Raw genomic sequence first — 12,322 nt, 5'->3', positions numbered from 1 at the left:
CGGTGCCAGCTGGCACCGCGCCTCCCGTCCGTCACCCCACCGGTACCGCCGCGTTCACCGCCGTCTGCGCCTGCCGCCACACGGCGGCACGGGTGCTCGCGTACGTCCCCTCGACGTTGGCGAAGTGCCGCAGGTTCGCCTTCCCACCGTCGGTGTTCCCCTGCCAGTAGGCCGTCACCGCACGGGTCGTCCCGCCGACGAGCCAGATCTGGTCCGCGTCGTCGGTCGTGCCGGTCTTGCCGAACAGCGTCGCGCCGTCCGGAGTCTGCCCACCGCTCGCGGTGCCGCCGCGGAACGCCCCCTGCATGACCGCGAACGCCTCGGTCGCCACGGCTGCGGGGACCGCCTGTCGGCACGACCGCTGCTGGCCGCCGAGCGGCACGCCGTCCCGCGAGGTCACCTGGTCGATGACGACCGGCGCGCAGTACACGCCGCCGTTCGCGACGCCGGCGTACGCGGCCGCCATGGTGAGCGGTGCGATGCTCGTCGTGCCGAGCACCGCCGCGGGGTTGGCGGGGAGCGTGCCGCCGGTCGCCGGGTGCACACCGAGCGCCGCGGCCGTGTCGCGGATGTCGCACAGGTCGAGCTGCTCGGCCATCGAGGCGTAGGCGGCGTTCACCGACTGTGCGGTGGCCGCCCGGACGGACATCCTGCCGGTCTGTGCCGGCGAGTCGTTCTTCGGGTTCCAGTAGGAGTCGATCGTCTGCCCGCACTGCGTCCACGTGCTCCGCCCGTGCCGCGTGCCGTCGACGATCGCGTCCGGACTCTTCCCGGCGGCCAGCCACTGCAGGAGCGTGAACATCTTGTACGTCGAGCCGACCTGGAACCCGGTCGAGTCGCCGTTCGCCTCGTCGGTCGCGTAGTTCAGCGAGGTCGCGCTCGCGGGGGCGTTCGAGGAGCGGTCGTAGTCCTTGTTCTGCGCCATCGTCAGGACCCGACCGGTCCCGGCCTCGACCGTGTCGAGCGTGGCGCCGAGGGCGAACCGGGACTCGGTGGCCGGGTCGTAACGGTCGAGCAGCGCCTTCTGCTGGCCGTTCAGGTCGAGGTCGAGGGTCGTCTGCACGCGGTAGCCGCCCTTCCGCCAGGCGTCGTCGCGACGGTCCTGGGTGGGGCCGAGCTGCGGCAGCTCCCGCGCGACCTCGACCGCGTACTGGCAGAAGAACTCCGCACCGCGGGCGACGGCCTCGCACCCCTGCTGCGGGGGCGTCAGTCGCACGTAGTCGGCGGGCTTCGACGCCAGGGCCTCGGTGAGCTCGGCGCGGCTCAGGTGGCCCTGCTCGTGCATCGACCGGAGGATGACGTCTCGGCGGGCGACGTTGTCGGCGTAGTGGCTCGGACGGGACAGGTCCCGTCGCTCCGGCCACTGCACGATCGCGACGAGGGACGCGGCCTCGGCTGGGGACAGGTCGGTGGCGTCCTTGCCGTAGTAGCGCTGCGCGGCGGCCTGCACCCCGTACGTCTGATCGCCGAAGTACGCGATGTTGAGGTACGCCGCCAGGATCTCCTGCTTGGAGTACTCCTTCGCGAGGCCGATCGCCAACTTCATCTCGGCGAGCTTGCGCTGCGCGGAACGCTTCGTCGCCTCCTTGTAGGCGGCGTCGCGCTCCTCGGCCGTCGGGAGCTCGCTCGCCTGCTGGATCTTGATGTTCCTCACCAGCTGCATCGTGATCGTCGAGCCACCGGAGCCGCCCTTGCCACCCGCGGCCACGACACTCACCAGGGATCGGACCATGCTCGTCGCGTCGACGCCCCCGGTCTCGTAGAAGCGCCTGTCCTCGCCGTCCACCGCAGCGTGCTCGAGGGTGTCGCTGATGTGGTCGAGGCTGAGCTCCTGCCGGTTCTGCGCCCAGACGTTCGCCAGGTGCACGGGCTTCCCGCCGCGGTACGCCCAGACCTCGTTGCGCTGCGGCAGTTCACCGATCTCGATGTACTCGGGCATGGAGTCGAACACTCCGATCGCCGAGGTCGTGCCCACTCCGGCCACGGCGAGCACGGGCGTCACGCCGACCCCGACCAGCAAGCCCGCGAGCACACTCCCGCCGACGAAGCCGAGCACGGCTCCTCCTGCACGTCTGAACGTCATCCCCTGGGCCTCCCCTTCGTTGTGGATCACCGCTGCTGCGGTTCCCGGAGCGTCCCAGCCGAGTTCGGACGGTTCCCGGGACTTCCCGGGGGAAGTCCGCCAGGGCGGCTGGGAAGGTCCCGCGCCGGTGCGGATGGTTACAGCGGGCGGCCTGGCGGCGGGGGGCGGGCCGGCACCGCGCCTCCAGGCCCACAGATGGCCGCGCCGGGCGCAGGCCCAGCGGTCAGCGCGCCAAGCCGTGCTCGTAGGCGAAGATGACCGCGTGCACCCGGTCGCGCAGGCCGAGCTTCGCGAGGACCCGCCCCACGTGCGTCTTCACCGTCGACTCGCTCGTGTGCAGCGACGAGGCGATCTCCTGGTTCGACAGCCCCCGGGCCATTGCGAGCAGCACGTCCCGTTCGCGCGGTGTGAGCGCAGCCGCGGCATCCGGGCCGCCGTCCCCCCGATCCGGCAACTTGGTGCCGAACAGGTCGAGCATCCGTTGCGTGACCCGCGGTGAGACGACCGCCTCGCCCACTGCCACCGCACGGATCGCGTCGAGCAGCTGCGCGGAACTGATGTCCTTGAGGAGGAAGCCGCTCGCCCCCGCGCGCAGCCCGCCGAACGCGTACTCGTCGAGGTCGAACGTGGTGAGCACGATCACGCGGGTGTCGGGGAGCTGCTCGACGATCGCGGCCGTCGCGGTGACCCCGTCGACGCGGGGCATGCGGACGTCCATCAGGACGACGTCCGGGTGGTGTGCGCGTGCCAGCTGGACACCGGCGGCGCCGTCCTCGGCCTCGCCCACCACCTCGATGTCGGGCTGCGCGTCGAGCAGGAGCCGGAACCCCGTGCGGATGAGCTGCTGGTCGTCGACGATCGCGACGCGGATCACTCAGGCCTCCTTCCGGACCGGGATCGTGGCCCGGACCTCCCAGCCACCCGCGGGCCGCGGGCCGGCGTCGACCGTGCCGCCGAGGGCGTGCACGCGTTCGCGGATGCCCACCAGCCCCCGTCCGGCGCCGATCTGCGGCGCCGGGGCAGCACGGCGTGCGTCGTCCGTCACCGTGACGACGACCTCGTCGGACGAGGCTGCCATGGTGACCGTCACCGCACGGGCTCGGGGCGCGTACCGCACGACGTTCGTGAGGGCCTCCTGCACGATCCGGTACACCGCGAGTTGCAGGGCGTCGTCGTCCGGTGGGCCACCGGCGACCTCGAGCGCGACGGGGGTCCCGAGCGCGCGGAAGCCGTCGACGAGTTGCGGGAGGTCGCGGACGGCGGGCTGCGGGGCGAGGGGGCCCTGGGCGTCCGGGTCGGCACGTTCGCTGCTCGCACCCTGCTCGGACAGCACGCCGAGCATCCGTCGCATGTCCGTCATCGCACTCCGGCCGACGTCCGCGACCCCGCGCATCGCCGTCGTCGACGGGTCGTCGTCCGGGCGACCCGCTGCGGCACCCTCGGCCAGTCGGACCATGACCGTGACCGAGTGCGACACGATGTCGTGCATCTCGCGGGCGATCCGCGCACGCTCGGCCGCGGCGGCGAGTCGCGCCTGCTGATCCCGCTCACGTGCGAGCTGGCGTGCGCGGTCGATGAGCGCCTCGGTGTAGCGGCGGCGGTCCCCGGTCGTGGTGCCGATCAGGACGGCGATGACGAGGAACGCCGGCAGCGCTGGTGCGAAGACCTCACCGAGTCCCCCCGACCCCGGGGCCACGAGGAACACCCGGACCGCGGTCGCCCCGGCACCGAGCACGGACGCCGCGGCGATGCTCCACCATCCGGCTGCCCGCGACCACCACACGCACGCGGCGAACGCGGCGAAGAGCATGGGCGAGTACCCGGCCTCGGTCCACGCCATCGCGACCACCGACGCGAGACCGGCGACGACCGTGACCTGCGGCCGGATCCGACGGAACGGGATGCCCGCGACCGCGACGCCCACGAGGACGAGCACCACGACCGTGCTCGCGATCGAGGTGTCCGCACGCCAGAGCCCGGCGACCGCGAAGGCGACCTCGGGTCCGCCCCAGAACAGGATGAGCAGGACGTCCGCCGCTCGCGGGTGTCCCGCCCACCAGCGCCGGATCCTGCCGGGTGCGACGGGCAGCGTGAGGTCCCCGACGCCGTCGTGCACGGCGCCGGGGACCGGTTCGGTCGTCGTCACGCGTCCCGCTGCTGTGCCAGGACGAGTGCCGTCACCGACGCGGCGATCACCCACGCCACCAGCACCGCGAACCCGCTCCACCCTCCCAAGGCTAGGACGCCGTCGTGCCAGCCCGAGGTGTCCTCGGTGCCGAACTGCATGAGCGGCTGCCCCGCGTTCTGCGGGAGCAGGTTGTTCACCGTGCCGAGCCACTTCGTGTTGGTGAACCCCTGCACGAGCTGGACCACCACCGGAGCCACCAGCAGGAGCCCGAGCACGGTGGCGATCGCCCCCGCGGTGGACCGCAGCACGATCCCCACGGCGAAGGCCAGCAGCGCGATGAGGGTCAGGTAGACCGACGCGCCGAGCAAGGGCATCGCCACGCTGCCGTCGAGGGAGGCCTCGACCCCGTTCGCGTTCGCGATCGGCAGGATCGTGAACGCCGTCGCCCACACGCTGACCGCGCTCGTGACGAACACGGTCGCCGCCAGCACGACGCCCTTCGCGGCGAGCGCCTCCCACCGCCGCGGGACCGCCGAGAACGTCGACCGGATCATCCCCGTGCCGTACTCGCCGGTCACCACGAGGGCGCCGATGACCGCCACGACCAGGACGGCGATCGTCGCGCCGCTCGTGCTGTACTGCACGAGCGCGTTCCGGGCGGCGTCCCCGGTGACGGTCCGGCCCCCGTCGTCCGCCAGCGAGGCGAGCAGGACGCCGATGCCGATCGGCACGAGGACGAGGACCAGGAGGCTCCAGATCGTCGAGCGCAGGGACCGCAGCTTGATCCACTCCGAGTGCAGGACGCCGGAGAACCGCACACGTACGGCGTCGTGCTGGTGCAGGGTGCGGGGCAGCTCGGTCGTCGTCGTGGCGGTCATCGTGCGACCTCCGACCGGTACTCGACCTCGTCGTGCGTGAGTTCGAGGTACGCCTGCTCGAGGCTCGCCTCGGTCGAGGCCAGTCGGTGCAGGACGATCCCGGAGGCTGCGGCCGCCTCGCCGATCTGCTCGGCACCGAGCCCGCGCACGTGCAGACCGCCGTCGTCCTCGTACGTCACGGTGACGTCCGGTCCGGCGATGGCGGTGAGCAGCCGGTCCGGTTCCGGGGTCCGGACCGAGACGGAGCGCTCGGTCGCGGACGCGACGAGGTCGGTCAGGTCCGTGTCGGCGAGGACCCGGCCGCGTCCCATCACGACGATGCGGTCCGCCGTCAGCGCCATCTCGCTCATCAGGTGGCTCGAGATGAACACCGCGCGTCCCTCGGCGGCGAGGCTCCGTGCGAGTTGTCGCACCCAGACGACGCCCTCGGGGTCGAGGCCGTTGACCGGCTCGTCGAGGATGAGCGTCTGCGGGTCGCCGAGGAGCGCTGCCGCGATGCCGAGCCGCTGCCCCATGCCGAGGGAGAACCCGCCGACGCGCTGCTTCGCGACCCGCTCGAGGCCGGTCATGCCGATGACCTCCTCGACGCGCGCCTTCGGGATCCGGTGCGTGGCGGCGAGGGCGCGGAGGTGGTCGTACGCGCTGCGGCCCTTGTGCACGGCCTTCGCCTCGAGGAGCGCCCCGACCCGGCGGAGCGGGTCGCGGAGCTCGCGGTACGGGCGGCCGTCGACCACGGCGCTGCCGGACGTGGGGCTGTCCAGGCCCATCACGGCTCGCATGGTCGTGGACTTGCCGGCGCCGTTCGGGCCGAGGAAGCCGGTGACGACCCCGGGCCGGACGGTGAACGTCACGTCGTCGACGGCGACCTTCTCGCCGTAGCGCTTCGTCAGGTTCTGGATCTCGATCATGCGGCAACCGTACGGACGCGGCCCCCGCCGCCACATCGGCGTCGGAACCGATCTCCGAGCGCTCCGCGTGGTACCCCGGTACCACGCGGAGGGCGTCCGGCTACGCTCGACGGATGGCGGACCACGGGTGGCGCGAGGACGTCCTCGGGGCGCCGTTCGAACGCCTCGAGCTTCCCCTCGGCGAGGACCACGAGGGGCCCGTGGTGGCGACCCTCGTCCGGCGCCGCCGATCCGCCGCCGACCTCCTGCTGCACGCACGCGGTCCCCTGCACGGCGTCGACGTGCTGTACGTGCACGGTTGGTCGGACTACTTCTTCCAGGTCGAGCTGGCGGAGCGCGTCGAACGGCTCGGTGCACGGTTCCACGCCCTCGACCTGCGCAAGTACGGGCGGAGCCTGCGCCCGCGGCAGACCCCGGGCAACGTCGACGACCTCGCCGTCTACGACGAGGACATCGCCGCCGCGCTCGACGCGATCGCCGCGGAGCACCACGGCGAGACCGGCCGCCGACTCGTGCCGATGGGCCACTCGACCGGTGGGCTGACGCTGTCGCTGTGGGCGGCGCGGCACCCCGACCGGGTCGACGGTCTGATCCTGAACAGCCCGTGGCTCGAGTTCCAGGCGAGCGCGGTCGGTCGTGCGATCGTGGCACCGGTCATCAAGCTGGGCGCCCGCCGGAACCCGCTCGCGCCGATGCCGGCCGTCGATCCCGGCTTCTACACCAGGACGGTGTCCGCCGCGGGCGAGGGCTCGTGGACGTACGACCAGCAGTGGCGACCCGATCGCGGTTTCCCGCTGCACCCGAACTGGCTCGCGGCGGTCTTCGACGGCCAGGCCACCGTCGAGGCCGGGCTCGACCTCGGGGTGCCCGTGCTCGTCCTGCTGAGCGACAAGAGCATGCTGCAGCCCCGGTGGGACGACGGGATGGCGCGGGCCGACGTGGCGCTCAACGTGGACGTCGTCGCGCACCGTGCGCTGTCCCTCGGCAGCGAGGTCACCGTCCGGCGGCTGCACGGGGCGCTGCACGACGTTGTGCTCTCGGTGCCCGAGGTCCGCGAGCACGCCTACGACATGATCGGCCGCTGGGCTGCGACGCTCCCCTCGCGACCGGGCCGCCGCTGACCGAGCTGCCGCTAGCCTGATCGCCATGCCGTCCCTGTCGCTCGTCCGGCTCGACCCGACCGGCGCCGACCGCGCCGACCTGATCGCGTTCCTCACCGGCGAGGAGTTCCCGTTCCACGTCCGGCGCACCATCCCCCGCGCAGACGCCGAGGCAGCCGTCGACGCCGGTGCGTACCGCGACGACGAGCACGACAGCTTCTGGCTGGAGCACGACGACCTGGGCCGCGTCGGGATCGTCCGGCTCGAGGACCTGGCCGACCCCGTCCCGCTCTTCGACCTCCGGATCGCCGGTCGCTTCCGCGGGCAGGGCCTCGGTGTGCCGGCGCTCCGCGCGACGACGGACCACGTGTTCCGCACCCTGCCCGAGGTCACGCGGTTCGAGGGGCAGACGCGCGAGGACAACGTCGCGATGCGGCGCGTGTTCGTCCGTGCCGGCTGGGTCAAGGAGGCGCACTACCGCGAGGGCTGGCCCGTCGAGGGTCGCCGCCCCGTCGCCTCGGTCGGCTACGGCGTGCTCCGGCACGACTGGGAGACGGGCACGACCACGCCGGTGCCGTGGGGCGACGACAACCTGTGACCGCCCCACGGACCGGGTCGGTCACGCCGGTCGACTGAACAGGTTCACCAGCGTGCCGTCCGGGTCGCGGAGGAGCGCGGACCGGTTGCCCCACGGCATCGTCGTGGGCGGCAGCACAACGTCGTCGAGGCCGTCCTGCAGGCGGCCGAACGTCGCGTCGACGTCGTCCACCAGGAACTCGACGATCACGCTGCCCGCCGCACTCGCTCGGGGTGCGTCGGCACCGAGCATCGCGACCGTGGTCGGTGTCGCGAGCGCGAGGACGAGGCCGCCGGTCACGATCTCGGCGAAGACCGGAGCGGGTCGCCTGGCGGTGGTGCCGGTGACGCGCTCGTAGAACGCGACCATCCCGTCCAGGTCGTCGGTGATGATGCGGATGGATGCGAACTCCACGGTGTGCCTTCCCGGGCGACCCCGGTGGCCACCCGGGACGAGCATCCTCGCGCACTGCGACACCGTTCTGTCGGGGTTTCCGCCGAAGAGCCCGCAGCTCGTCGCCTGCGCACGATGCACTCCGGGACCTGGTGGCGCGCGCTGCGTCCGTATGGCGAACCCTCATCGCGAGGGATCGCGGACCACCTGTGTGAGACGAGAGTCCCCGATGGCCAGTGCGAGACGACGCCCCAGCGACGCATCGAGCTCGCTTGCGGCGCGATGCCGCCGAGTTCGGCAGCCCACCGGCTATCGAGACGGTGCAGTGTCGCCGTGTACCTCCCGCCGTCCGTCGATAGCCTGACCGTGTGATCAACCCGCCACAGCAGGGAACTGCCGACCTCGTTGGCCTGCTCGTCGGCGCTCCACTTGCCTTAATCGGACTTTTTGTGCTCGTCAGCGCCGGGAGTACGCCAGCGGCGATCCTTGGTGGTGCACTACTGCTCTCGGGAGTGATGCTGGTGTGTACTGCGCTGCTCATTCGTGAGCTGCGCCGACGATAGACGCGTCCTGATCATCAATCCCTCAACGGAGCATCGCCGTGCTTGCCCCCACGGTTGGTCGCATCTACGCTGCCCGCATGTGGTGGTGGATCGGAACCGGCTTGGTCTCGGCAGTGCTCCTCGTGCTGTGGTTCGTCATGCACCGCTACACGAACTTCGGCGCTCGGGCGGCGAAGTTCGAGGGGGCTGAGCCCGAAGTGGCGGAGGCCCTTCGGCAGGCCGAGGCTGACATCGCGCGGGGACGCATGTACTTCTGACGCGCTCAAGGGCCAGAGCCCACGACCGTCCGGTAGCCAATCGTCCGCTGGACGCCCGCCTGCCCTCTGCGGGGGCGCATGATGGAGCAGTGAGCGAGGGCCCTGAAAAGAAGCGAACGTGGTCACGCGGCACCACGCTGCTGGTCGGATCTTTACTCGTTCTGTCTCAGATTCTCACGATCACGTCACGGATTCTTGACGGCGAGAGCTTCTTCAGCCCGTGGGTCATCTTCAGCGCTGCCCTCGCCCTGACCGGCGCAACGTTTGTCGGAATCGTACTCACCAGGACGAAGCGATCTCGTCGACGCTGACGTCTTCCAGTCGCGTTCGGTAGCCGATCCGCTATCGAATGCCGCACGCGCACCTCATCGGGTGCAAGCGGGCGACGCCGACGCGACGCCTCAAGCCGGGGACGCTGGGTGCTCCTCAGCCCACAAGGCGTCGAGTGCCGCATGCAATTGCTCGATCCCGACGTCGTATCGATCGGCGTTATCGACACTGCGGCGCAGCGCGTCGAGGACCGCGCTGGGCAGCGCGCCGTTCCGCTCGGCGACCCGCGTGCCCGAGCCGAGGCGCGTCATCAATAACCCCTCGGCATCGAGCCGCTGGAACGCCTTCGCGACAGTGCCCGGGGCGACCGACAGGTCACGGGCGAGCTGCCGGACCGACGGCAGCCGAGCGCCCGGCGCGAGCAGGCCAACGGCGATCTGCCCCCGGATCAGGTCGGCGATGGCTTCGGCCCCAGTAGGTGCACCGGGACCGGTCACGCACGGACCGCTTGGTGGTCTGACTCGACATCGGCCGGGGTGCCAACTCGACGACGACCCAGGAGCTGAGCGATGACAAGTGCGAGGCCGAGGCCGACCACGCAGTGCGACGAGAAGTCGAGGACAGGACCCAGAGCGGCGAAGGACGTCCCGAACTCGATCGTTCCGGCTTCCGTGCGCGGGATGGATGTGCGCAGCGACGACGCCTGGGCGACGAGCTGCCACGCCGACCCGAGCGTGAGGAGCAGCGCGGCAGTCGCGCTCCGGAGCGCCACGGAGGACTGGTCACGCCGACGGAGGTCGTCGCCAGCTCGGTCCACGTGGGCCCGTGGGCCGCGCGCGATCTGGTGCAGTCCCGCGAGTGTGACAGCAACGAGCACCGCAGCCGCCACGACGACGGGCAGGCCGTAGTACCAGCCGAAGAATTCCGTGCTCGCCGTCGCGTCCCCGACCGGGATGGTGATGAGAGCGTACCGGCCCTCATCGTCCTGAGATGACAGCAGCCCGGCGCCGAGCACAGTCAGCGCAAGGACAACCGTCGTCGCGGCCGCCGCGAGCACCTCGACGCCCCTGCTGAACGTCAGCGCGCTACGGCGGCGCAGGTCGAGCACGGGCCGATCAGCAGCCACGGGGACGGTCGTGCCGCGCACCGCGATGAGGACCGCGACGATGCCCGCCACGATCGGCAGCACCTCGGGCCACCACCGGAACTGCGCGACCATTGAAAACGACAGGACCAGAGGTAGCACCCACCCGACGACTCCGACCACAGCCGCCGCCAGGCGGGCCCGGTTTGGGCGGCCGCCGCCACGACGTCCGTCGATGTGCGCGAGGATGCTCCCGATCACCAGGCCGACGGCGAGTGCCACCGGCACCCCGCTCGAAACGATCATCAACACCAGCATGCCAACCCCCTTGGAAAGGGTGTACCACAAGCTTGGCACACTTGGGAAGAAGCAGGTTGCCTGCAACACGTCCGGTAGCCGATCCGCTCTCGGATGTCTGTGTCTGAGAGCGGATCGGCCTGCTCGGTCGTTCTCGTCTCGGCAGAACCTCGAGGTGGCGCCGAGGGGTCGTCGAGGTACGTGCCATCCGGAACTTGAAGCGTTGCTCGTGCTCCTTCTCGGACCCTCGCCGCGGAAGCCCGACCCTCGTTGCCGGGCTGGCCCCGTCCGGACCGTCAGTGTCGAACCCGACGGCGTCGTCGCGGCTCAGTCGCAGGTCGCAGCTGTCATTCGAACGCTGGTGTGTGCGTCCGCGACACGGCGTTGCCCGTGCTGTTCGTACGCGATCGTGATGTCTCGCAGCGACCCGTCGCCCGGCCCGGTGTGGTGCACGTGGAGGATGAGGTCGTGGTTCTCACCCGGCTCGAGTGTGGTTCCCTCCGCCCGTCGACGTTCTGACCACCACGGCTCGGAGTCCGCGATGGGCCAGTTCGCTGAACCGATCCGGTTGTCCGGATCGGCAGGCACCACCCAGGTGCCGTCGACACGCAACGCGGAAACGTCGATCGCCTCAACCGATTCGAGGGTGATCGGTTCGTCGCCGCGCGGATCGACCCGGATGCCGACTGCCAGATCCGGGTGGGTGCTGATCGGGACGCAGATCTCCAGTCCGTTGTCGGCGTAGTGCAGCGCTGACGGGGTCGATCGGGCGTGTTCCGTGGAGCACGAGACCAGTCCGAGGGCCAACAGGCACGTCAGAGCAATCGCAGTCGAGCGGAGAAGCGCATTCGCGGTGCCCACGTCAGAACTCGGCTCCGAGCAGCAGAGAGGCTGGTTGCACCGTGTTGAGTCCGATCACAGGGTGAATGTAGCGCTCCGACACCCTCACGACCGGGCCGCCCAGAACTTGTCCGATGTCAGCATGGCACCGCAGACACGCACGAGGAGTCCGCGGATCTACCCCTCAGTCCCCGAGGACGGGTCGGAGCACCCCGTGCGGGATGTCCAGCTCCTCGACCCGGACGACCCTCGGCGGCGCGGCCTCGTCCGTCTCCTCGACGGCCAGCACCCGGTCCCCGCGGAACGCCCGGACCCCGTCGCGCAGTCGGCACCAGGCGACGAGGTACCAGTCCTCCCCCTTGCCGATGTACCCGAGCGGCTCGACCGTGCGGTCCGTCTCGGTCCCGTTCGCGTCGCGGTACCGCATCCGCACCACGCGTCCGTTCGTGAGCGCACCCGCGAGTGCGACGGGCGCCGGGGTCCGGTCCCCCGCCTCGAGCAGGAGCACCCGTGCGGCGAGCCGTGTCGTCCGTCGGGCGTCGTCCTCGGCGAGCACCGCGGCGACCTTGCGCGCCGCGCTCCTGGCGGCGTCACGGAACGGGCTCGCGCCGAGGGTGCCGAGCCCGATCGCCACGGCGAGGGCCTCGTCCACCGTGAGGCCGAGCGGGGCGAGCGTGGCACGGGCGTCGATCGCGTACCCGCCGGTGCGTCCGGGTTCGGACCAGATGGGGACGCCGGCCTCCTGCAGCGCACGCAGGTCGCGTTCGACGGTGCGGACGCTCACACCGAAGTGCTCGGCCAGGCGACGCGCGGTGCGCCGGGCGGGAGCAACCGCGCGGAGCTCCTCGACGAGCGCGTACAGGCGGTCGGTCCGGTTCACGACGCGACCCTAGCGCCCTGGACGCACCAGAGGACGGACGGGAGGCGCGGTGCGGGCCCGCACC

General features: G+C 71.3%; 13 protein-coding genes. 3 read left to right on the top strand and 10 right to left on the bottom strand.

Features of this window, described 5'->3' with window-relative positions:
• Positions 1–31: 31 nt before the first annotated feature.
• The 5 genes from Q7F20_RS15170 to Q7F20_RS15150 all read right to left on the bottom strand — a co-directional run bounded on the left by Q7F20_RS15170 (position 32) and on the right by Q7F20_RS15150 (position 5,997).
• Positions 32–2,083 carry a transglycosylase domain-containing protein gene (locus Q7F20_RS15170; protein WP_305740905.1) on the bottom strand — a complete coding sequence of 684 codons (2,052 nt, stop codon included), beginning with the start codon at positions 2,081–2,083 and terminating at the stop codon, positions 32–34.
• Positions 2,084–2,306: 223 nt separating this feature from the next.
• Complete coding sequence (locus Q7F20_RS15165) at positions 2,307–2,957, bottom strand: response regulator transcription factor (protein WP_305740904.1); 651 nt, start codon at positions 2,955–2,957, stop codon at positions 2,307–2,309.
• Positions 2,958–4,229 (bottom strand): sensor histidine kinase, encoded by a 1,272-nt coding sequence (locus Q7F20_RS15160; RefSeq protein ID WP_305740903.1) that lies wholly within the window; start codon positions 4,227–4,229, stop codon positions 2,958–2,960.
• Positions 4,226–5,089 carry an ABC transporter permease subunit gene (locus Q7F20_RS15155; RefSeq protein ID WP_305740902.1) on the bottom strand — a complete coding sequence of 288 codons (864 nt, stop codon included), beginning with the start codon at positions 5,087–5,089 and terminating at the stop codon, positions 4,226–4,228. Before Q7F20_RS15155 ends, Q7F20_RS15160 begins: the two co-directional genes overlap by 4 nt.
• Positions 5,086–5,997 (bottom strand): ABC transporter ATP-binding protein, encoded by a 912-nt coding sequence (locus Q7F20_RS15150; RefSeq protein ID WP_305740901.1) that lies wholly within the window; start codon positions 5,995–5,997, stop codon positions 5,086–5,088. The genes Q7F20_RS15155 and Q7F20_RS15150 overlap by 4 nt, the downstream gene beginning before the upstream one ends.
• A gap of 113 nt (positions 5,998–6,110) precedes the next feature.
• On the opposite strand from Q7F20_RS15150, the gene Q7F20_RS15145 reads away from it, so the two are divergent.
• Together Q7F20_RS15145 and Q7F20_RS15140 are read left to right on the top strand one after the other, a co-directional pair.
• Positions 6,111–7,118, top strand: a complete 1,008-nt coding sequence (locus Q7F20_RS15145) for an alpha/beta hydrolase (protein ID WP_305740900.1) — start codon at positions 6,111–6,113, stop codon at positions 7,116–7,118.
• A 25-nt stretch (positions 7,119–7,143) separates the two neighbouring features.
• Complete coding sequence (locus Q7F20_RS15140) at positions 7,144–7,695, top strand: GNAT family N-acetyltransferase (protein ID WP_305740899.1); 552 nt, start codon at positions 7,144–7,146, stop codon at positions 7,693–7,695.
• Positions 7,696–7,716: 21 nt separating this feature from the next.
• Here Q7F20_RS15140 and Q7F20_RS15135 read toward each other — a convergent pair whose 3' ends face one another.
• Positions 7,717–8,088, bottom strand: coding sequence for a VOC family protein (locus Q7F20_RS15135; RefSeq protein ID WP_305740898.1), 372 nt, complete (start codon positions 8,086–8,088; stop codon positions 7,717–7,719).
• A gap of 619 nt (positions 8,089–8,707) precedes the next feature.
• On the opposite strand from Q7F20_RS15135, the gene Q7F20_RS15130 reads away from it, so the two are divergent.
• A complete protein-coding gene (locus Q7F20_RS15130) occupies positions 8,708–8,887 on the top strand; it encodes a hypothetical protein (protein WP_305740897.1) in 180 nt (59 codons plus the stop codon).
• A 401-nt stretch (positions 8,888–9,288) separates the two neighbouring features.
• Here the strand turns inward: Q7F20_RS15130 and Q7F20_RS15125 are convergent, their stop codons facing one another.
• The 4 genes from Q7F20_RS15125 to Q7F20_RS15110 all read right to left on the bottom strand — a co-directional run bounded on the left by Q7F20_RS15125 (position 9,289) and on the right by Q7F20_RS15110 (position 12,258).
• Complete coding sequence (locus tag Q7F20_RS15125; protein WP_305740896.1) at positions 9,289–9,654, bottom strand: GntR family transcriptional regulator; 366 nt, start codon at positions 9,652–9,654, stop codon at positions 9,289–9,291.
• Positions 9,651–10,559 (bottom strand): hypothetical protein, encoded by a 909-nt coding sequence (locus Q7F20_RS15120; RefSeq protein WP_305740895.1) that lies wholly within the window; start codon positions 10,557–10,559, stop codon positions 9,651–9,653. The genes Q7F20_RS15125 and Q7F20_RS15120 overlap by 4 nt, the downstream gene beginning before the upstream one ends.
• Positions 10,560–10,865: 306 nt before the next feature.
• Positions 10,866–11,399 (bottom strand): hypothetical protein, encoded by a 534-nt coding sequence (locus Q7F20_RS15115; protein ID WP_305740894.1) that lies wholly within the window; start codon positions 11,397–11,399, stop codon positions 10,866–10,868.
• Between the two features lie 163 nt (positions 11,400–11,562).
• Entirely contained in the window at positions 11,563–12,258 is a 696-nt protein-coding gene (locus Q7F20_RS15110) for a YafY family protein (protein WP_305740893.1), read from the bottom strand.
• Between the last annotated feature and the right edge of the window lie 64 nt (positions 12,259–12,322).

It is taken from the genome of Curtobacterium sp. A7_M15 (assembly GCF_030705415.1).
Lineage (GTDB): Bacteria > Actinomycetota > Actinomycetes > Actinomycetales > Microbacteriaceae > Curtobacterium.
The sequence above is the reverse complement of the archived record's forward strand: the minus strand, read 5'-3'. Positions and strand labels throughout refer to the sequence as shown.

What these genes read in the sequence shown, in the direction of transcription:
- Q7F20_RS15170 (WP_305740905.1), bottom strand. Translation starts at nt 2,083, where the DNA reads ATGACGTTCAGACGTGCAGGAGGAGCCGTGCTCGGCTTCGTCGGCGGG.
- Q7F20_RS15130 (WP_305740897.1), top strand. Translation starts at nt 8,708, where the DNA reads ATGTGGTGGTGGATCGGAACCGGCTTGGTCTCGGCAGTGCTCCTCGTG.
- Q7F20_RS15120 (WP_305740895.1), bottom strand. Translation starts at nt 10,559, where the DNA reads ATGCTGGTGTTGATGATCGTTTCGAGCGGGGTGCCGGTGGCACTCGCC.
- Q7F20_RS15145 (WP_305740900.1), top strand. Translation starts at nt 6,111, where the DNA reads ATGGCGGACCACGGGTGGCGCGAGGACGTCCTCGGGGCGCCGTTCGAA.
- Q7F20_RS15150 (WP_305740901.1), bottom strand. Translation starts at nt 5,997, where the DNA reads ATGATCGAGATCCAGAACCTGACGAAGCGCTACGGCGAGAAGGTCGCC.
- Q7F20_RS15155 (WP_305740902.1), bottom strand. Translation starts at nt 5,089, where the DNA reads ATGACCGCCACGACGACGACCGAGCTGCCCCGCACCCTGCACCAGCAC.
- Q7F20_RS15140 (WP_305740899.1), top strand. Translation starts at nt 7,144, where the DNA reads ATGCCGTCCCTGTCGCTCGTCCGGCTCGACCCGACCGGCGCCGACCGC.